The following is an 18876-nucleotide window of genomic DNA, read 5'->3' on the forward strand; positions in this document are numbered from 1 at the left end:
ACAAGAGGAATCTGCCCATGATCGACAAACTCGCCTGGTTGACCTTCAAGGAGGGACAACTGCTGTGCGCCCGCTCCCACGGCAAGGACATCTACTACATTCCGGGGGGCAAGCGCGAGCCGGGCGAGAGCGACGAGGCGGCCCTCGTTCGTGAAATTGAGGAAGAGCTCGCGGTCACCCTGAAACCCGACACCCTGGCGTTCGCCTGCGAGTTCAGCGCCCAGGCGGACGGCAAGCCGCAAGGGGTGAATGTCAATCTGCGTTGCTACACGGGGGACGCCGACGGCACGCCCGTCGCCTCGGCGGAGATCGCCGAGCTGCGCTGGCTGGACAGCCGCCACCTGGCCGAAGTCTCCCCCGTCTCCCGCCTGCTGTTCCAGTGGCTGGCAGCGCAGGGACTGATCCATTAAGAGACGGCGCACCTGACCGGATGATAATGGCACCGGCAGGAGAGTCCGCGCCCGAGACGTTAATCCCCCACGTGGGCCAAGAGAGAAGATGAGGACATTCAATGGAGATCCTTGAGGTCGAGAGCACCAGAGGCATCAAACCGGCGCTGATCGCCCTGCTGCAAGATTGCGTGGCCAGCGGTGCCTCGGTGGGCTTTCTGCCTCCCCTGCAGGAAGAGCAGGGGCTGGCGTACTGGCAAGGCATCGAGGGGGAGCTGGCGGATGGAGTGCGCAAGCTCTGGGTGGCGTTCGATCAGCACCATCTGGTGGGCGCCCTGCAGCTCTCCCTGTGCACAAAGGCCAACGGGGGCCACAGGGCCGAAGTGGAAAAGCTGATGGTCCACAGCCAGGCCCGTGGCAAGGGGGTGGGCCGCGCCCTGATGAACGCCATGGAGCAAGGGGCCCGGGACGCCAGGCGTACCTTGCTGGTGCTGGATACCCGGGTCGGCGACGTGGCCTCCAGCCTCTATCGCCAGCTCGGCTATCAGGAGGCCGGCCAGATCCCGGACTTCGCCCGCAATGGGGACGGCACCCTCGCCGCCACCCAGTTCTTCTACAAGCAGCTCTGAGGCAGACGGCCTGGCAAGATCGGACAGCGTGCCGGTCTTGCCCCCTCCAAGGCTCGGCGCACATAGGTTTTTGGTTCAATCAGACTCATCGGCAAGGAGCCATCATGATATTGGAAGTCGCCCATCTGCAGATCTTTCCCGGCAAGGCCACTGACTTCGAGCAGGCCTTCGCCCGGGCCCAGCACATCATCAGCGCCATGCCCGGCTATCTGGGCCACCAGTTGCAGCGTGCCCTGGACGATCCCCATCACTACCTGCTGCTGGTGCAGTGGGCGCGGCTGGAAGATCACACCCGGGGGTTCAGGGGCTCCCCTCAGTACCAGGAGTGGAAGGCCCTGCTGCACCACTTCTACGACCCCTTCCCCAGGGTCGAACATTTTCAGGATGCAACACCGATCAGTGCCGCAAGCTGAGCCTTGATCAGCTCGTCCCGTCACGGGCTGATCAATGGCGTCAGGCCAGGCGCTCGGCCCTGTGGGCAATCTGCGGCTCGGCAAAGGCGCTCTGGGCCGCGATGAGCTGCAGCTCGTAGGCATTCGCCTCCCAGGTCTGTCGCAGCACCGCATCCACCGCGGCGTTGGTGCGCTCGAAGGCGCTAACCCCCTCATACCCCGCCTGCAGGTTGGCCAGCATCAGGGCGCTGATGAGATCCCCCACGCCCACCGGTTGGCGCGCGAAATCGTAAAGGGGACGGGCGATCAGATAGTCTCCCTCGGGGGTGGCAAGCAGCATCTCGAAGCGGCCGGGGACGCTGGCGGCGCGACCCAGGTGCTTGACCAGCACCATCTTCACCCCCTTCTCCAGCAACTGGTGTGCGGCGACCCGGGTCTGGGCCAGGGTTGTCAGATGGACATCGCACAGGGTCTCCAGCTCCAGCAGATTGGGGGCCATGATGTCCGCCACCGGCAGGGCCTGTTCGGTGAGAAAGCGGGTGACGCCAGGGGCGACGATGCACCCCTTCTCCGGATGCCCCATCACGGGATCGCAGAAATAGAGGGCCGCCGGATTGGCTCGCTTCACCGCCGCCACCACCGCCAGGATCTCGTCCCCCTGCTCCGCCGAGCCCAGATAGCCGCTCAGCACCGCATCGCAGCGCGCCAGCACCTCGATATTGCAAAGCCCCTGGCACAGGGCGGCAATGTGGCCCGCCGGCATCGCCATTCCCTGCCAACCCGCCTCGTACTGGGTGTGGTTGGAGAACTGCACCGTATTGATGGGCCACACCTCCATGCCGAGACGGCGCATGGGGAACACGGCGGCGCTGTTGCCGGCACAGCCAAACACCACGTGGGACTGGATAGAGAGAATGCGTTTCATCGACACCACCGCACAAGAAACCTGAGGAAAAGAGGCAATATATCGGATGAAGAGACGGCTCTTCCAGCAATTAACGCCCTGACTCCCTATTTATGCTTCTGCAGGCCTAACCTGCCGCATATTTGACCGCCGCTACCCTGTTTCTGCACAACCCTGGAGCCATCTGCCCGCGGCTGCGGGGTGATAAATGTACTTGTACGCCTCTTGTCTGATGGCATACAAGGTGATTTTTCAACCAACCATGAACAGTCGGGATCAAGGATGAGGTCCGATGACAAGGCGCCAGTCGGCAGTCGGCAGTCGGCAGTCGGCAGTCGGCAGTCGGCAGTCGGCAGTCGGCAGTCGGCAGTCGGCAGTCGGCAGTCGGCAGTCGGCAGTCGGCAGTCGGCAGTCGGCAGTCGGCAGTCGGCAGTCGGCAGTCGGCAGTCGGCAGTCGGCAGTCGGCAGTCGCAAAATAAGGCAACAACGGCAAGGGTCAAGGAGACGTCGGAAGATCACAGGACAAAGGCGCCCTACCCTTGCCTGACACCGTGGCAACGGCAAGCCATACGAAGTGGCGACAGCAAGTCGCCAGCAGTCATCAGAGGGAGCGCGGTGCCCTTGGGCGTCTCAATCCCGGGCGAAGTGGTAGACCCAGCCTTCGTCCGGTGCCATCTCCTCCGGCAGGTCCACCAGAGCAGGCAGCGAGGTGACGGCCCCTTCGGCCGCAAATTGCAGGGCCATCAGAGCGCAGAGCGCGGCATCATAGGGATCCGTTCCAGGGATGAGGATTGCTGGCAGGTGGGGTTGCAGCTCGGGCCGCACCGCAGAGGCTTTGCCCCCCATTTTGGCCAGGGCGGGATAGACCTCCAGCACCGCGCGCCCGGCAGCCCTCGCCTGTTTTGGCACCAGTTGCAGATCCCCGAGGCGCGGCAGCATGGAGAGGGCCAGGGTGGCGTTGTTGCCGAGTCTGTCGAAGGTGGCGGAGAGGGGCTTCTTGCCATAATGCTGATGGAGCCAGCGCTCGCAATCCCGGTAGGCGTAAAGGTTGTCAATCTCCCGCTGGGGCACGGGAAAGCCGCTCCCCCGCCCCGCCAGCAGATCGGCGAGGGCGCGGGGAAAGGCCAGGGGCGCATCGATGCCGAGAGCAAGGCGCGGGCAGGCCAGCACCTGCATCAGCGCCACCTCGTCTTGCAGGGCCGGGCGCAGCAGGGCATCCAGATCCGGCGCGACCCGGGAGCTCAGGCGAAACAGGGGGGAGATCCCGAGCCAGTGCAGACGCGACTCCCGGGCCTGCCAACCCACCACCGCCACCGCCTGGGCATTGCCCTGCCAGCCCCTCACGTCCCAGCCGATGCCGATGGCGTCCATGTGTTCCGTTGTCATGCCCCTGTTACCTCTGTGCAGCCTTGATGGAGCACAGGGTAATAGCTGCCCCTCCTAAAGCAAGGGCAAGTTGGTCCCTAGAAGGATTTCTTGAAGTTGATCAGGGGCAGAATGGGGAAGATGCCGTTCTCGGCGTAGTTGGCCAGGCCAATCTGCAAGCCGTCCAGGTGCTTGGTGGCATTGACGAATCCCAGCTGGAACGTGGTGCGTTCGGCATAGTTGACGAAGCCGACGTTGGCCAGGGCATTGCCCTGGGCGATGTTGACCGCCCCCCAGTTGAGCCCCTTCACATTGTTGGTCAGGTTGACGAAGCCCAGATTGAGGCCGGTATCCTGCCCTTCGTGCCAGTTAACGGCGTTGATGGCGACCCCGCCAAACTGGTGGCGCACCCGGCTCGCGCCAAAGAACACACCAAGCTGCAGACCGGTGAACTGATCCACATCGGAGAGGGCGAACACCGGCAGATCGATCCCCTTCACCTGGCCGGTGCGGCCGTAGAGGAAGGAAGCCCGTGCCCCTTCCACCTGATTGGACGAGGGCAGGTTGACACCGGGCAGGGAGATCTGGACCGGCGTGCTGGCCTGGGCGACACCGGCGAGGGTCAGGGCACCACAGCCGAGCAGCAGGGCGAACGGTTTCATCGGGGATTCCTTGTGAAGAGGGTGTGGCTCAAGGGTACCAGCGCAGGCCCCGAGGGACGAGACCCCGACCCCTGCCCTGCGTCACCTCTCGTCTGAATCCGGGGATGGCTCTCTCGGCGGATTGGAAAATTCAAACAGAAACTAACATTTATGTCATTTACACCAAAGGTGGATTGGTTGCAGAATGCTCAAACGTGTGTTTGAACAGAGCAAACAACACGTAACACAGGGATGACGTGCTGTACCCGCAAGAAGGGTCGATTGACCCGCAAAAACAGTGTTCTGCCGAACCGGAGACCCATGATGAATATGGACGTGATCAAGAGCTTTACCGAGCAGATGCAAGGCTTTGCCGCCCCCCTCACCCGTTACAACCAGCTGCTGGCCAGCAACATCGAACAGCTGACCCGGTTGCAACTGGCGTCCGCCAATGCCTACGCCGAACTGGGGCTCAACCAGTTGCAGGCCGTCGGCAAGGTGCAGGATGCCCAGAGCCTGGCGGCCCTCGGCACCGTGCAGCTGGAGAGCACCAGCCAGCTCTCCCGCCAGATGCTGGATGACATCCAGAAGCTCAACGCCCTCGGCCAGCAGTTCAAGGAAGAGCTGGATGCCCTGACCGCGGACGGCATCAAGAAGAGCACGGGCAAGGCCTGATAACCCCTGGCTGCCCGTCTTGCGGGCAGCCACATCTCCCCACGACTCGACAGAACGGGCAAGTGCCCGCCCCGGGCGTGGGTGAAGGAGAACACATGAGCCAATCATCTTACGGCCCGCTGTTCGAGGCCCTGGCCCACTACAACGACAAGCTGCTGACCATGGCCAGAGCCCAGACCGAGCGCACGGCCCAGGCCCTGCTGCAGACCAGTCTGGACGATCTGGGCAAGGTGCTGGAGCAGGGCAGCCAGCAGCCCTGGCAGCTGATCCAGTCCCAGATGAACTGGTGGCAGGATCAGCTCAAGCTGATGCAGCACACCCTGCTCAAGAGTGCAGGCCAGCCGAGCGAACCGGTGATCACCCCGGATCGCAGCGATCGCCGCTTCAAGGCCGACGCCTGGAGCGAGCAACCCCTCTATGACTACCTCAAGCAATCCTATCTGCTGACCGCAAGACACCTGCTGGCGGCGGTGGATGCCCTGGATGGCGTGCCCGAGAAGAGCCGGGAGCGACTGCGCTTTTTCACCCGCCAGTACGTCAACGCCATGGCTCCCAGCAACTTCCTGGCCACCAACCCGGAGCTGCTCAAGCTCACCCTGGAGTCCGACGGCCAGAATCTGGTGCGCGGCCTTGCGCTCCTGGCCGAAGATCTGGAGCGCAGCGCCGATCACCTCAACATCCGCCTGACCGACGAGTCCGCCTTCGAGCTCGGCCGGGATCTGGCGACCACCCCGGGCCGGGTAGTGCTGCGCACCGAGCTCTTTGAGCTCATCCAGTACAGCCCGACCACGGCGACGGTGGGCAAGACCCCGGTGCTGGTCGTGCCCCCCTTCATCAACAAGTACTACATCATGGACATGCGCCCCCAGAACTCCCTGGTGGCCTGGCTGGTCGCCCAGGGGCAGACAGTCTTCATGATCTCCTGGCGCAACCCGGGGGTGGCACAGGGGCAGGTCGATCTCGACGACTACGTGGTGGACGGTGTCATCGCCGCCCTGGACGCCGTAGAGGCGGCCACCGGCGAGCGGGAGGTGCACGGCATCGGCTACTGCATCGGTGGCACTGCGTTGTCACTCGCCATGGGCTGGCTGGCGGCGCGGCGCCAGAAGCAGCGGGTACGCAGCGCCACCCTGTTCACCACCCTGCTGGACTTCTCCCAGCCCGGGGAGCTTGGCATCTTCATCCACGAGCCCATCATCGCGGCGCTGGAAGCCCAGAACGAGGCCAGGGGCATCATGGACGGGCGCCAGCTGGCGGTCTCCTTCAGTCTGCTGCGAGAGAACAGCCTCTACTGGAACTACTACATCGACAGCTACCTCAAGGGCCAGAGCCCGGTGGCGTTCGATCTTCTGCACTGGAACAGCGACAGCACCAACGTGGCGGGCAAGAGCCACAACAGCCTGCTGCGCCGACTCTACCTGGAAAACCAGCTGGTGAAGGGGGAGCTCAAGATCCGCAACACCCGCATCGATCTCGCCAAGGTGAAGACCCCGGTGCTGCTGGTGTCCGCCGTGGACGATCATATCGCCCTCTGGCAGGGAACTTGGCAGGGCATGGCGCTGTTCGGGGGCGAACGGCGCTTCATTCTGGCCGAATCCGGGCACATCGCCGGCATCATCAATCCGCCGGATGCCAATAAATACGGCTTCTGGCAGAGCGAGGCCGAGGCGGACAGCCCGGCGCAGTGGCTGGCGGGGGCGACCCACCAGAGCGGCTCCTGGTGGCCCGAGATGATGCGCTTTATCAAAGACCGTGACGAGGCAGAGCCCGTCCCCGCCCGGCAGCCTGTCGAGGGGCTGGAGGCGGCCCCCGGCAGCTACGTCAAGGTACGGCTCAATCCGGTGTTTGCTGGCGTCAGGAAGCAAGAAGAGGAACCCGCATGAGCGCACAACCCCTCGATGTGGGCCAGAAGGCTCGCCTGACCAAGCGGTTCGGGGCGGCGGAGGTGGCCGCCTTCGCCGCGCTGTCGGAGGACTTCAACCCCCTGCACCTGGACCCGGCCTTTGCCGCCAGCACCGTGTTTGAGCGCCCCATCGTCCACGGCATGTTGCTGGCGAGCCTCTTCTCCGGGCTGCTCGGTCAGCAGTTGCCGGGCAAGGGGAGCATCTACCTGGGCCAGAGCCTCGGCTTCAAGCTGCCGGTGTTCGTGGGGGACGAGGTGACGGCGGAGGTGGAGGTGATTGCCCTTCGAAGCGACAAGCCCATCGCCACCCTGGCCACCCGCATCTTCACCCAGGGCGGCGCCCTCGCCGTGACGGGGGAAGCGGTGGTGAAACTCCCTTGAGCGCCAGTGGCCCCCAGAGACACAACCAGCCCGGTCGGGCTGGTTTTTTTGCCTGTGCTCGCCCCTTTTTCGGGGCAATTCGACCCGGGCCCTTTCCCTGCCCCGCCTAACTGCCTAGAATGAGCCCCCGCTGTTTCAGCCATTCATCCAGCTAGAGGATTTCCCATGGAGACGTTTCTGCTCGAAGGTCACCCCTTCGTTGCCTTGTGTGACCTGATCAAGCATCAGGGTTGGGCCGATTGTGGCGGTGCCGCCAAGGCGCTGGTCGCCGAGGGCCTGGTGGAAGTGGACGGTCAGGTCGAGACCCGCAAACGCTGCAAGATAGTCGCCGAGCAGGTGGTCAACTTCAACGGCATGAAGGTGGTGGTGAAAGAAGGCGTCAGCCCCGAGATCCTCTGATCCTGACGCCCTGCCACGCAAGCGCTTCCCAGCACAGTGGCCGAGCAGGTGGTCAACTTCAACGGCATGAAGGTGGTCGTGAAAGAAGGCGTCAGCCCCGAGATCCCCTGCTCCTGACGCCCTGCCACGCAAGCGCTACCCAGCACAGTGGCCGCGCAGGTGGTCAACTTCAATGGCATGAAGGTGGTCGTGAAAGAAGGCGTCAGCCCCGAGATCCTCTGATCCTGACGCCCTGCCACGCAAGCGCTTCCCAGCACAGTGGCCGAGCGGATGGTCAACTTCAACGGCATGAAGCATGAAGGCCGTGGTGAAGGAAGGGATCAGTCCCGAGATCCTCTGATCCCGGCTTGAACAAGGGCGCCAAGCGCCCTCGGACCTTCAGCTTGCCTTGATGGAGAGGGTCAGCACGAAGCGGGCCATGGCCTCGTCGCCGTTGCGCGACGGGCAGGTGGCCACCACCTGGATGGGGCGGTTGATGCGCTGCCCGCTCGCCAAGGACTCGTCGATCATGGCGTCGATAAGCTCCCCCGCCGCGCAATCAAACTGCACGTCCCCCTCCGGGCGCTTCAAAAACTCCCCCTGCACATCCTTGAAGGCGAAATGCACCTTCTTGCGCCGCGCCCGCCCCTTCTCCATGACCAGGAGCCCTCCCACCAGGTCGGCACCGGTGGCGAGCGCCCCGAAATACATGCTGCCCAGGTGGTTGCGGGTGCGCCAGCCCAGCGGAATGCGGATGCGCAGCGCCCTGGCGTCCATCTGCTCGATGACGGGGGCACAGAAACCAATGACGGGAATGTAGCGCCAGGCGAACAGACGCAGGGCGAGGTTGGCTTTGAGGCGTTGCAGGTCCATTGCAAACTGATCCGATGAGTGAATGTGAAGCAAATGTTGCCAGCCTGCTTCCCGATAGACAAGCCTCCCGTGCCATCCCTGTGAGCGGCCCCCCAAAGGGTATTTGCAAAATTCATGCAATGGCTGGGTTCTATTTACCTGGCAAATGATAAAACCGGCCTTTCCTGATCCCGGGTCGCCTCTCTTTTCCCCTTTTTCCGATTTTTATCAAGGTCCCGCCCCGGATGACGGGACCATGACAGCCATATCCGAATGAAACACAACGAGAAATACTCCCCGTCAGGGGGCTAGCCCAGGATCCCGCCCCCGCCACTGGGATTATTCGCAGTAACCAAACCCCCTCTCCCTCGCTAGGCTGTTGCTGGCCCGGAAGTAGCCACTCGGCACCGGGTCAACCCGTCTACCAATCTCACCATAAGGATAGAGAGATGAGTCACGTGCAACAGTTGTTCAACGGGGGCGAGAGCGCCGGTACTTTCCAGCTCAACTTCAACAACAACCGTGCCTACGAGCTGTTTGGCCGGGAGTACCTCAAGTGCTATGCCAACCTCAGCGCCAAGGGGAAGATGAGCAAGCCCCTGCCCACCGGGCCGCTGAGCTACACCGTCGACTTCGCCATGGATTGCGGCTGCAGTTCGGTGCTGTTTGACTTCAACCTCGCCTACAAGAAGACCTTCGGCAACCAGTTGCAGGCCCCCCTGTGGCGCGAGTCGGACTACGAGGCCGAGCTGGTGCTCTGCCAGCTGGTGCGCGAGGCACCGGCCAACCGCCTGAGCAACCATGATCAGTTCGCCGAGGCCGAGGCCTTCTTCAACGACGTCAATCTGCCCGACACCGTCCGGGCGGTGGGCACTGATCCCTATGCCGACAAGGACGGCCTGGTGGAGTTCATCGTGGCCAACGAGCTGCTGGACGATCCCGCCGTCATGGCCAAGCTGGCGGAGCAGAAGGCCTACCTCATCGCCATCACCTCCGTGGTCACCGCCTACATCAACCGTTACGCCGAAGCCTATGGCGAGCAGTACAAGACGGACGCGGATCTCTGGGCCAGGGCCCTCTCCAAGATCCCCCTGATGGGGCCGAGCAAGATCGATCAGCAGAGCTACAGCCGCCACATCAAGGGGCTCAGCATCGCCACCGACTTCATCAACTTCATCATGGACGTGGTGGTGAGCCAGGGCACCACGGCGCTGGCCAGCTTCAACAAGTTCCTGCAAAAGCAGGGGGATGCCATCCGCTTCGGGGTGGAGAACAACAAGGACTTCTACAAGACCATCACGGTGGGGGTCACGGTGGAAGTGTTCAAGGTGGGCAACGAACTGGTCTATGTGCCGAAGATCAAGCAGTACCGCGTCAACTTCGACCGCCAGAACAGCAAGTTCACCTCCGCCTGTGCCAGCGCCGAGTTCGTCGACATCTACTTCAACTACCTCTATGCCGCCAACGTGTTCGACTACGAGGCCCTCAAGGACCCCGAGATCAAGCGTGACTTCGACAATTTCATCCAGAAGCAGCGCAAGGCACAAATTGAAGAAGCGGATACCTTCTTCAACGATGACTTCCCGCCCCTGGAGCCCAAGCTGGTCAGCCGCAGCAAGGCCACGGTGTAACCCCGCCAGTCAAAAAAACAGCCGGCAGATGCCGGCTGTTTTTTTAGGTGGGCCTCAGGCCCGTTTCTCTTCAAGCCAGGCCCCCTGGCTCTGCATCTCGAACAGTTGGGCATAATGCCCCCCCAGCGCCATCAGCTCGCCGTGGGTGCCGCGCTCGCTCACCCACCCGCGGGAGAGCAGCAGGATTTCATCGGCATCCACAATGGTGGAGAGACGGTGGGCGATGGCGATGGTGGTGCGGCCACGGCGCGCCGCCGAGAGCGCCTGGGAGAGGGCGAGCTCGGTCTGGGAGTCCACGCTCGCGGTCGCCTCGTCCAGGATGAGGATGCGCGGATCCCCCACCAGGGCGCGGGCAAAGGAGAGCAGCTGGCGCTGGCCGGCGGAGAGGTTCTTGCCCCCCTCCTCCATCAGGGTGGCCAGGCCATCGGGCAGGCGGCGCACGAAATCGGCCAGCTGCACCTCCTCCAGGGCCTGCCAGAGCCGCCCATCCTCGATGCCGTCACGCCCAAGGCGCAGGTTCTCGGCCAGGGTGCCGACGAAGATGAAAGGATCCTGCTGCACCAGGCCGATGCTGCGGCGCACCGCCGAGAGGGCCAGGCCGTTCATGGGGTGATCATCGAAGTGGATGCTCCCCCGATCCAGGGGGTAGAAGCCCATCAGCAGGCTGATGATGGTGGACTTGCCGCTGCCGGTGTGGCCCACCAGCGCCAGCATCTGGCCCGGCCGGGTGGCAAAGCTCACATCTTGCAGCACCTGCTGCTCCCCGTCGTAGGAGAAGCCCACCCCGTCGAAGCGTACCCGTCCCTCCAGGGGGCGCACCTCCCCGACGGTGCTCTCGCGGGTTTCATCGAGCAGGGCGAATACCCGCTCCCCCGCCACCATGGCCTGCTGCAACTGGTTGAGCTGGTTGGTCATCTCGATGAGGGGCTCGATCATCCGCCCCAGATAGCTGATGAAGGCGTAAAGCACCCCCACCTGAATGGCCCCCGCCGTGCTCAGCCCCTCGTGGGCAAACAGGGCCAGCAGACCGATGAGCACCATCATGTAGAAGAGATCGATGAGGGGGCGCAGCAGGATGCCGTTGATCTTGAGGCTCTTGATCCGCGCCTGCCAGTGCTGCTGGTTCACCCCCGCAAAGGCGTTGGCGAAGTGGCGCTCCTGCACCATGGCCTGGATCACCGGCATCCCCTGCAACGACTCGTTGAGACGGCTGTTGATGTCGGAGAGCAAGGATCGGGTCGCCCGCACCACGGGCACGCTCAGTTTCTGGTAGAGCCACATCACGGCCCCCACCGCCGGCAGCAGGGTGGCGCACACCAGCATCAGGCGCAAGTCCAGCAGCGCCATGGAGAGCAGGATGCCGCACAGGAGCACCACTTTTTGCACCAGGAGCCCTATCACCTGGACATAGAGGTTCATGATCGCCTCGGTGTCGTTGGTGATGCGGGAGATGAGGGAGCCCGAGCGGTGCTTGTCGAAATAGCGGGCAGGCAGGCGGATGGCGGTGGCGAACACCTGCTCGCGCAGACGCTGCACCACCGCCTGGGCGATGCGGTTGAAGCGCAGGGATTGCAGGTAGAAGCCGGCCGCCGACAACACCTGCAACCCCAGATAACCGGCGGCAAGGGCGGCGATGATGCCCCACTCCAGCCGGCGCGGCGCCAGGTAGTCATCGATGAAGAGCTTGATGAGCAAGGGGCCCGCCACCTCGGCGCCGGTGGCGAGCAGCAGGCAGATGCCCGCCTGCACCAGCCAGCGGGGGTAGCTGGCGCAGTAGGCGAGCAGCCGTTTGATGGTTGGATTCACAGACTTGCCTCCAGCGCAAGGTTCCACGGGAATTGACTCTTTTTGCTCCCCTCTCCGCTCACGGGAGCCGGGCGGGGGGTGAAGGAAACCAGGGGTCTTGTCATCCTGTTCACAGGCTCTCCTCCACGTCCTGCTCCAGGCGCTGGTAGCGGACCATGTCCGCGTACCAGCCGTTCCTGGCCATCAGGGCCTCGTGACGGCCCCGCTCGCTGATCGCTCCCTGCTCCAGCACCAGGATCTCGTCCGCCTGCTCCACCGCCGTCATGCGGTGGCTCACCAGCACCAGGGTGCGCTTGTGAGCCTTGAGGGCCAGCAGGATCTGCTGCTCGGTGTGGGCATCCACCGCCGAGAGGGCGTCATCCAGCACCAGGATAGGGGCATCCAGCAGCAGGGCGCGGGCGATGGCCAGACGCTGCTTCTGACCGCCGGAGAGGGTCACCCCCTTCTCCCCCACCTCGGTTTCATACCCTTTGGGGAAGCGACTGATGTCGTCGTGCACGCAGGCGATGCGCGCCACCCGCTCAATCTCCTCCCGGCTCGCCTCGGGGCGGCCCAGGGCGATGTTGGCCGCGATGGTGGTGGAGAACAGAAACGGCTCCTGGGGCACATAGGCAAACTGGCTGCGCAGCTCACCCAGCGACAGTTGCGAGATGGGCACCTCCCCCATGCGGATCTCCCCGGCCGTGGGGTTGGCCAGGCGCATCAGCAGCTTGAGCAGGGAGCTCTTGCCTGCCCCGGTGCGTCCCACTATCCCCAGCATGGCGCCAGCCTGCAGGGTGACATCCACCCCCTGCAACAGGGTGCGCTGCTCCAGCCGGTAGCCCAGCCCCTGCACCCGCAGGGGAAACGCCGAGGCCAGCGCCACGGGATGGGCCGGCTCCTCGATGTCGCTGCGCTCCCCCAGCAGGCTTTCGATGCGCGAGTAGGCGGCGCTGCCCCGCTCGATGATGTTGAACAGCCAGGCGATGGCGAACATGGGCCAGATGAGCTGGCCGAGGTACATGGTGAAGCTGGTGAGCTCCCCCAGAGTCAGCTGGTCTTGCAGCACCAGGGCGCTGCCCCCTGCGACCGCCAGAAAATAGGAGCAGCCGATGCACAGGTAAATCACGGGGTCGAACTTGGCGTCGATGCGGGCCACCGCCATGTTGCGCTCCCCCGCCTGACGGGTCAGCTCGGCAAAACCCTCGTCCTCCAGGGATTCGACCGCGTAGGATTTGAGCACCCGCACCCCGGAGAGGGCCTCCTGGGTCTTGTTGTTGAGGCGGGAGAAGGCCCCCTGAGCCGCCTTGAACTCCTTGTAGATCTGGGTCCCGAAGCGGTTCATGAAGAAGGCCATCACCGGCAGGGGCAGCAGGGAGAGCAGGGTCAGCTGCCATGAGTACTGGCTGCACATGATGGAGAGCACCAGGATGCCGACGATGAAGGAGTCCACCAGGGTCAGCACCCCTTCCCCTGCGGTCATCTCCACCGCCTGGATGTCGTTGGTGGCGTGGGCCATCAGATCCCCGGTGCGGTGGCGCTGGTAGAAGTCCGGGCTCATGCGGGTGAAGTGGGTGAAGAGCCGGTTGCGCAGCACATAGGCGAGCCGGTAGGAGGCACCGAACAGCATCACCCGCCACACATAGCGCAGCAGGTAGATGAGCAGGCCAAGGCCCAGCAGCCCTGCCAGATAGCCGGTCAGGGTGCCGCTGTCCAGGTCACCCTTGGCGATGCCATCCACCACCCAACCCACCACCTTGGGGGGGATCACGGTCAACAGGGCCACCATCATCAGAAGGGAGATGGCCGTCAGATAACGCCGCCACTGATCCTTGAAAAACCAGCCAAGCCGCAAAAATACGCTCACAGAGAAGTCCTTGGTCGCAGCGCGCTGCCGCGTGATCGTGAAGAGAAGCTCAATACAATCGCCCCCTGGCGGGGGCGAACGAGTGGGTCATCATAGCCTGAAGCGGGTGACTTGAGAACGATTGCTATCTTGCCCTCCCTCAGAGCCGCTTGTCGGGGGGCGAAAACGGGAAGGCGACCGACTCCTGCTGCTCCCCGGTGAGCAGGAAGTGGGAGACCTCCTCCCGGGTCTGGGTAAAGACCTGCTGCAACTGGTTGAGCTCCCCCTCGCTCAGCTCCTCCTGCAGCCGCAGCCGCCACTCCAGTTCCCCGGCCAGCAGTTGCAGGCGGGAAGCGGAGATGTTGGCCGAGACCCCCTTCAGGGTATGCAGCAAGCGGCACGCCACTTCGGGCTGCTGGCGACGCAGGGCGGTGCGGATGTCCCACAGATCGTCCTTGTGCTCGGAGAGGAACAGCTTGAAGAGGATCTGCAGCGCCTCCCTGTCATGCTCCAGCCGGCGCAGGGCATCCTCCAGATCCAGCACGCCCATGAGGGCCGGCGGCTTGACCTCGATGGGCACCTTGGGCTCCCCGCCGCTGCTCTTCACCCATTGCAGCAGGTTGTTGTAGAGATCGAGCTTGCTCACCGGCTTGGTGACATAGCCGTTCATGCCGACGCCAAGGCAGCGCTCCCTGTCCCCCGGCATGGCGCTGGCGGTGAGGGCGATGATGGGCACATCGTGCTTGTCCACCATCTTGCGGATCTGGTGGGTGGCATCCAGCCCGTCCAGCACCGGCATCTGCAGATCCATCAGGATGACGTCGAACGGCTGCTCCGCCACCTGCTCCACCGCCTCGCGGCCGTTGTCCACCACGGTGACCTTGGCCTCCACCCGGCGCAGGTACTCCAGAATAAGCTGCTGGTTGACCCGGTTGTCCTCGGCCAGCAGCACCCGGGTGCCGCGCAGCAGCTCCCGGAACTGCTGCTGATCCCCCTGGGCCTCCGCCTGGCGGACCTTGCTGTCATGGGAGCTGCCGTTGAGCAGTTCGTCCACCTTGGCCAGCAAGGCGTTTTCGGTCATGGGCTTGGCCAGGAAATGGGTCAGTCCCATGCTCTCCATCCGCCCGTGCAGCCCCTCCCTGGACCAGGCGCTGGTCATCAGGACAGGCAGGCGCCGCCACTGGCTGTGCTGGTACATCTCGAGGGCCAAGTCCAGGCCATCCTCCTGACCCATGCGCCAGTCGAGGATGGCGAGGCGGATGTGATGCCCCTCTTCCCGCAGCACCTGACGGGCGCGGGAGAGGCTGTTGACCGTGATGACGGACGCCCCCGCCCGCCCCAGGATGTCCTTGGCCAGTTCCAGCACCAGCTCGTTGTCATCCATCATCAGGATCAGGGGCTGGTGATCGAAGAAGACCCTGCGCCCCGAGACCCCGTACACCGCTTGGGAGATGGGGATCTCGAACAGGAAGGTGGAGCCCACCCCGGGCTTGCTCTGCACGGTGATCTCCCCGCCCATCAGCCCCACCAGGCGCTGGGAGATGTTGAGGCCAAGCCCGGAGCCGCCATATTTGCGGGTATTGCCCGCCTCCAGCTGGGTAAAGGGCTGGAACAGCTGGGCCTGCTTCTCCGGGGCGATGCCGATGCCGGTATCCCGCACGCTGAAACAGACCCGCATGGGATGCTGGCTGGTGAGCGTAATGGCCACCTCCACCTCGCCCCGCTCGGTGAACTTGATGGCATTGTTCACCAGGTTGACCAGCACCTGACCGAGGCGCAGCGGATCCCCGCGCAGAAAGTCGGGCACGGCGGGAGACTTGTTGATGATGACCTCGATGTGCTTGCGCTCCGCCAGATCCGCGAACATGGCGGCGAGGGAGTCGAGCTGCTCGCTGAGATCGAAGTCGATCTCCTCCAGGGTCAGCTTGCCGGACTCCACCTTGGTGAGATCCAGGATGTCGTTGATGAGCAGCAGCAAGGTGTCCGACGAGGATTTGATCTTGTTGAGATAGTCCCGCTGCTGGGGATCCAGGCTGGTTTGCAGTGCCAGGGCGCTGAAGCCGATGATGGCATTCATGGGGGTGCGGATCTCGTGGCTCATGTTGGCCAGGAAGTCGCTCTTGGCCTGGGCCAGCAGCGCGGCATGGCGTGAGAGCTCGCTCAGCTTCTGGTTGCGGCGCCACAGGGTCGCGGCCACCAGCGAGAAGCAGAGCAGCGCCCCCCCCAGCACCATCAGGTAGAAGCGGCTCTTGAGGGAGGAGGCCCGCTCCAGCTTGCTCTGCTTCCAGGCGGGCAGCGAGCTTAGCCCCTTCATCTCCACCACCTGATTGCGCAGGCGATGGTACTCCATCACCTGCTGATTGAACTCCTGGCCCAGCCGAACGAGGGCCGCGACCCTCGGCTGCTCGCCATAGCGGTCGAGCAGGTGCTGCTGGAGTTGCAGCAGTTGCCGCTGCTCGTTCTGATCCCAGCTGCGTCTGAGGTAGTGGTGCAGGCGCATGAGTTCGGTCAGGTCGCGGTACTGCGCCTCACCGACCGGCAGGGTGCCTTGCAACGCCTTGAGCTGGCCCTGGAAGCGGGGAGCCAGATACTCGATGGTCATCTCCATGGTGTAGAGCCTGGCGAGATCCAGCAGATAACCGTCGATGTCCCGCTGCAACGCCTGGGAGCCGGGGTCGTCCACCGACTCCGGATCCTCGTGCACCAGCCTGACGAACCTGTCCAGGTGACTGGAAAGCAGGCTCAGGCGCTGCTGTACGCTGCCATCGCTGGCCTTCTCGCGCCCCAGCAGATAGACGGTATCGGTATTGACCCGATTGAGCACCATCTCAGCCGCCACGCTCAAATCGAAGGCACGCTGCTGCTGGCTGAGCAACTGCCAGCAATAGGCAGAAAAGCCCACCAGCGATACGATGATAAGGCCAAAGACAACACGATTGGCCCGTGCAACACTCTTCATCCCGTCTCGATTCTCATGTCATGGTCGGCCATCCGGTGACATCAGGTCACGGCCGGAGGCCAACTGTGAAAAACCACTGAGTGCTATGTTACCGTTAGTCAGCGCTTTGATTGCAATAAAGATGTTGCCGGGCCATGAAATAAGGAAGCAATTATGTCACTTGTCACCACCTATTGTAGCCAATGCTTTACCCGCAACCGCCTGCCTGTCGAAAAAGCAGACTCAAACGCGAAATGCGGCCGCTGCCGTCACCCCCTCTTCGAACAAACCCCGGTGGCGGGGCGTCAGGCCAGCTTCGATGCCCTGATCCAGTCCGACATCCCGGTGGTGGTGGACTTTTGGGCAAGCTGGTGTGGCCCCTGCCTGCAGTTTGCCCCCGTCTTTCAGGAGGTCGCCCGGGAGCTTGAGCCCCGCCTTCGCTTCGTGAAACTCGATACCGAGCAGGAGGCCGCCATCGCAGGTCGCTATGGCATCCGCAGCATTCCTACCCTGATGGTCTTCCAGCGGGGGGAGATCCTGGCACAGCGCAGCGGCTCCCTGCCCAAGAGCCTGTTCAAGGAGTGGCTGCTCTCCTTCACCTCCCCCGTCAAATGAAAACAAAATGTTTCATTTCTGTTTGATTGAAGATCCATTTTCACTTGACTCTGTGAGTCGCCACATGATTTGACCATATCCCCCTGTTTCAAACAGGGGGATAAATGTAACCTCGGCATCACAACAACAACCATAAATTAACCGAGAAAACGTTATGCACACATCGGCTGTACCTACGACTCCCCCCTCACGCTGGCTGGACATCAAGTCCGGGATCGTCATCCTGGATCTGCTCCTGCTCTGCGCCATGCTGGCATGGCTCCCGTTTGACCCCATGGTCAACAAGGGGCTGGCCATCCTGATCTTCATCGCCATCCTCTGGCTGACCGAGGCGGTGAACATCACCATCACCGCCATCTCCATCCCGGTGCTCGCCACCCTGCTCGGGGTGTTCGACATGAGCAAGTCGCTGACCGACTTTGCCAACCCCGTCCTGTTCCTCTTTTTTGGCGGCTTTGCCCTCGCGGCAGCCCTCTCCAAGCAGGGACTCGACACCCAGATCGCCGGCAAGGTGATGCAGCTCGCCAAGGGACACCTGGGCTGGGCTTCCATCGTGCTCTTCACCATCACGGCCGCCCTCTCCATGTGGATCAGCAACACCGCCACCGCGGCCATGATGATGCCGCTGGCCCTCGGCATGCTCAAGGGGCTGGACGTTCACAAGGAGCGCCGCACCCTGGTCTTCGTGCTGCTTGGCGTCGCCTATAGCGCCAGCATCGGTGGCATCGGCACCCTGGTGGGCAGCCCCCCCAATGCCATCGCCGCCGCCCAGATGGGCTTGGGCTTCACCGACTGGCTGGAGTTCGGCATCCCCGTGGTGATCATCTTCATGCCGGTGGGCATCGGCCTGCTCTACTGGGTGACCCGTCCCAATCTCTCCCACCAGGTGAGCACCGAGCAGGTCACCATCGAATGGACAGGTCAGCGCAAAGTGACCCTGGCCATCTTCCTGACCACGGTGCTGCTGTGGATTGGATCCCAGCCTCTTGCCAAGGCGCTGGGCGGCATTCCCCAGTTCGATACCCTGATCGCCATGGGCGCCATCCTGGCCATCGCCGTCAGCCGGGTCGCCAGCTGGGATGACATCAACCAGAACACCGACTGGGGCGTGCTGCTGCTGTTCGGGGGTGGTCTCACCTTGAGCGCCATCCTCAAGCAGACCGGGGCCAACGCCTTCCTGGCGGAGCACCTCTCCAGCGGCCTCTCCTCCATGCCCATCTTCGTGATCCTGCTCTGCCTGGCCGCCTTCGTGGTGTTCCTGACCGAGCTGGTCTCCAACACCGCCACCGCCGCGCTGCTGGTGCCGCTGTTCGCCGGGGTGGCCGAGGCTCTGGGGGTCTCCCCCATCGTGGTCTCCGTGCTGATCGCCGTCGGCGCCTCCTGTGCCTTCATGCTGCCGGTGGCCACGCCCCCCAACGCCATCGTCTTCGCCAGCGGCCATATCCAGCAGCGGGAGATGATGCGGGCCGGCCTGGTACTGAACCTGGTGTTCACCGTCATCCTGACCATGCTGGCCTATTTCATGGGGGATATCCTCCACTGAGGTTCGCCC

17 protein-coding genes and 1 pseudogene are annotated in these 18876 nt (G+C 63.5%); 11 read left to right on the plus strand and 7 right to left on the minus strand.

Translation table 11 applies throughout. The annotated features are described in order from the left end of the window. The first annotated feature begins 17 nt into the window (after positions 1 to 17). The 3 genes from OKC41_RS03160 (at position 18) to OKC41_RS03170 (ending at position 1431) form a co-directional block, all read left to right on the plus strand. Positions 18 to 410 (plus strand): NUDIX domain-containing protein, encoded by a 393-nt coding sequence (locus tag OKC41_RS03160; RefSeq protein WP_039038593.1) that lies wholly within the window; start codon positions 18 to 20, stop codon positions 408 to 410. 101 nt (positions 411 to 511) lie between these two features. Next, a complete protein-coding gene (locus tag OKC41_RS03165; RefSeq protein WP_010674875.1) occupies positions 512 to 1018 on the plus strand; it encodes a GNAT family N-acetyltransferase in 507 nt (168 codons plus the stop codon). A gap of 104 nt (positions 1019 to 1122) precedes the next feature. Next, the gene (locus tag OKC41_RS03170; protein ID WP_201893856.1) at positions 1123 to 1431 is read left to right on the plus strand and encodes an antibiotic biosynthesis monooxygenase; all 309 of its coding nucleotides are present in this window, start codon (positions 1123 to 1125) and stop codon (positions 1429 to 1431) included. A gap of 40 nt (positions 1432 to 1471) precedes the next feature. On the opposite strand, the gene pdxY is transcribed toward OKC41_RS03170, so the two are convergent. From pdxY to OKC41_RS03185, 3 genes are all read right to left on the minus strand, one after another. Next, positions 1472 to 2335: a pyridoxal kinase PdxY gene (gene pdxY / locus OKC41_RS03175; protein WP_043155167.1), complete on the minus strand. Its 864-nt coding sequence runs from the start codon at positions 2333 to 2335 to the stop codon at positions 1472 to 1474. A 609-nt stretch (positions 2336 to 2944) separates the two neighbouring features. Further along, entirely contained in the window at positions 2945 to 3700 is a 756-nt protein-coding gene (locus tag OKC41_RS03180) for a DUF429 domain-containing protein (RefSeq protein WP_201893854.1), read from the minus strand. 77 nt (positions 3701 to 3777) lie between these two features. After that, on the minus strand, positions 3778 to 4341 hold the full coding sequence (locus OKC41_RS03185; protein WP_010674879.1) for a hypothetical protein: 564 nt from the start codon (positions 4339 to 4341) through the stop codon (positions 3778 to 3780). A gap of 303 nt (positions 4342 to 4644) precedes the next feature. Between OKC41_RS03185 and OKC41_RS03190 the strand changes: the two genes are divergently transcribed. The 5 genes and pseudogenes from OKC41_RS03190 to OKC41_RS03210 form a co-directional block, all read left to right on the plus strand. Continuing rightward, the gene (locus OKC41_RS03190) at positions 4645 to 4995 is read left to right on the plus strand and encodes a phasin family protein (RefSeq protein WP_201893877.1); all 351 of its coding nucleotides are present in this window, start codon (positions 4645 to 4647) and stop codon (positions 4993 to 4995) included. A gap of 95 nt (positions 4996 to 5090) precedes the next feature. Beyond that, complete coding sequence (locus tag OKC41_RS03195) at positions 5091 to 6878, plus strand: class I poly(R)-hydroxyalkanoic acid synthase (RefSeq protein WP_201893852.1); 1788 nt, start codon at positions 5091 to 5093, stop codon at positions 6876 to 6878. Further along, positions 6875 to 7279, plus strand: a complete 405-nt coding sequence (locus tag OKC41_RS03200) for a MaoC family dehydratase (RefSeq protein WP_201893844.1) — start codon at positions 6875 to 6877, stop codon at positions 7277 to 7279. Before OKC41_RS03195 ends, OKC41_RS03200 begins: the two co-directional genes overlap by 4 nt. Positions 7280 to 7444: 165 nt before the next feature. Next, the gene (ybcJ, locus tag OKC41_RS03205; RefSeq protein WP_010674882.1) at positions 7445 to 7678 is read left to right on the plus strand and encodes a ribosome-associated protein YbcJ; all 234 of its coding nucleotides are present in this window, start codon (positions 7445 to 7447) and stop codon (positions 7676 to 7678) included. Between the two features lie 147 nt (positions 7679 to 7825). Continuing rightward, positions 7826 to 7900, plus strand: a pseudogene (locus OKC41_RS03210) (ribosome-associated protein); the annotation flags it as partial. A 156-nt stretch (positions 7901 to 8056) separates the two neighbouring features. Here the strand turns inward: OKC41_RS03210 and OKC41_RS03215 are convergent. Continuing rightward, a complete protein-coding gene (locus OKC41_RS03215; protein ID WP_010674883.1) occupies positions 8057 to 8530 on the minus strand; it encodes a DUF4442 domain-containing protein in 474 nt (157 codons plus the stop codon). Positions 8531 to 8958: 428 nt separating this feature from the next. Here OKC41_RS03215 and OKC41_RS03220 point away from each other — a divergent pair, with 428 nt between their 5' ends. After that, a complete protein-coding gene (locus OKC41_RS03220; protein WP_042863940.1) occupies positions 8959 to 10140 on the plus strand; it encodes a hypothetical protein in 1182 nt (393 codons plus the stop codon). A gap of 54 nt (positions 10141 to 10194) precedes the next feature. On the opposite strand, the gene OKC41_RS03225 is transcribed toward OKC41_RS03220, so the two are convergent. From OKC41_RS03225 to OKC41_RS03235, 3 genes are all read right to left on the minus strand, one after another. Then, positions 10195 to 11946, minus strand: coding sequence for an ABC transporter transmembrane domain-containing protein (locus tag OKC41_RS03225; protein WP_201893842.1), 1752 nt, complete (start codon positions 11944 to 11946; stop codon positions 10195 to 10197). Positions 11947 to 12055: 109 nt separating this feature from the next. Further along, complete coding sequence (locus OKC41_RS03230) at positions 12056 to 13792, minus strand: ABC transporter transmembrane domain-containing protein (protein ID WP_270671745.1); 1737 nt, start codon at positions 13790 to 13792, stop codon at positions 12056 to 12058. A 139-nt stretch (positions 13793 to 13931) separates the two neighbouring features. Beyond that, positions 13932 to 16730, minus strand: a complete 2799-nt coding sequence (locus OKC41_RS03235) for a response regulator (protein ID WP_270671746.1) — start codon at positions 16728 to 16730, stop codon at positions 13932 to 13934. Between the two features lie 153 nt (positions 16731 to 16883). Between OKC41_RS03235 and trxC the strand changes: the two genes are divergently transcribed. Further along, positions 16884 to 17324 carry a thioredoxin TrxC gene (gene trxC / locus OKC41_RS03240; protein ID WP_041215078.1) on the plus strand — a complete coding sequence of 147 codons (441 nt, stop codon included), beginning with the start codon at positions 16884 to 16886 and terminating at the stop codon, positions 17322 to 17324. Between the two features lie 154 nt (positions 17325 to 17478). After that, entirely contained in the window at positions 17479 to 18867 is a 1389-nt protein-coding gene (locus OKC41_RS03245; RefSeq protein WP_041215077.1) for a DASS family sodium-coupled anion symporter, read from the plus strand. The last annotated feature ends 9 nt before the right edge of the window (positions 18868 to 18876 follow it).

This window comes from Aeromonas sp. QDB17 (genome assembly GCF_027705305.1).
GTDB classification, from domain to species: domain Bacteria; phylum Pseudomonadota; class Gammaproteobacteria; order Enterobacterales; family Aeromonadaceae; genus Aeromonas; species Aeromonas caviae.

What these genes read in the sequence shown, in the direction of transcription:
- OKC41_RS03160 (WP_039038593.1), top strand. Translation starts at nt 18, where the DNA reads ATGATCGACAAACTCGCCTGGTTGACCTTCAAGGAGGGACAACTGCTG.
- OKC41_RS03165 (WP_010674875.1), top strand. Translation starts at nt 512, where the DNA reads ATGGAGATCCTTGAGGTCGAGAGCACCAGAGGCATCAAACCGGCGCTG.
- OKC41_RS03170 (WP_201893856.1), top strand. Translation starts at nt 1,123, where the DNA reads ATGATATTGGAAGTCGCCCATCTGCAGATCTTTCCCGGCAAGGCCACT.
- pdxY (WP_043155167.1), bottom strand. Translation starts at nt 2,335, where the DNA reads ATGAAACGCATTCTCTCTATCCAGTCCCACGTGGTGTTTGGCTGTGCC.
- OKC41_RS03180 (WP_201893854.1), bottom strand. Translation starts at nt 3,700, where the DNA reads ATGACAACGGAACACATGGACGCCATCGGCATCGGCTGGGACGTGAGG.
- OKC41_RS03185 (WP_010674879.1), bottom strand. Translation starts at nt 4,341, where the DNA reads ATGAAACCGTTCGCCCTGCTGCTCGGCTGTGGTGCCCTGACCCTCGCC.
- OKC41_RS03190 (WP_201893877.1), top strand. Translation starts at nt 4,645, where the DNA reads ATGAATATGGACGTGATCAAGAGCTTTACCGAGCAGATGCAAGGCTTT.
- OKC41_RS03195 (WP_201893852.1), top strand. Translation starts at nt 5,091, where the DNA reads ATGAGCCAATCATCTTACGGCCCGCTGTTCGAGGCCCTGGCCCACTAC.
- OKC41_RS03200 (WP_201893844.1), top strand. Translation starts at nt 6,875, where the DNA reads ATGAGCGCACAACCCCTCGATGTGGGCCAGAAGGCTCGCCTGACCAAG.
- ybcJ (WP_010674882.1), top strand. Translation starts at nt 7,445, where the DNA reads ATGGAGACGTTTCTGCTCGAAGGTCACCCCTTCGTTGCCTTGTGTGAC.
- OKC41_RS03215 (WP_010674883.1), bottom strand. Translation starts at nt 8,530, where the DNA reads ATGGACCTGCAACGCCTCAAAGCCAACCTCGCCCTGCGTCTGTTCGCC.
- OKC41_RS03220 (WP_042863940.1), top strand. Translation starts at nt 8,959, where the DNA reads ATGAGTCACGTGCAACAGTTGTTCAACGGGGGCGAGAGCGCCGGTACT.
- OKC41_RS03235 (WP_270671746.1), bottom strand. Translation starts at nt 16,730, where the DNA reads ATGAAGAGTGTTGCACGGGCCAATCGTGTTGTCTTTGGCCTTATCATC.
- trxC (WP_041215078.1), top strand. Translation starts at nt 16,884, where the DNA reads ATGTCACTTGTCACCACCTATTGTAGCCAATGCTTTACCCGCAACCGC.
- OKC41_RS03245 (WP_041215077.1), top strand. Translation starts at nt 17,479, where the DNA reads ATGCACACATCGGCTGTACCTACGACTCCCCCCTCACGCTGGCTGGAC.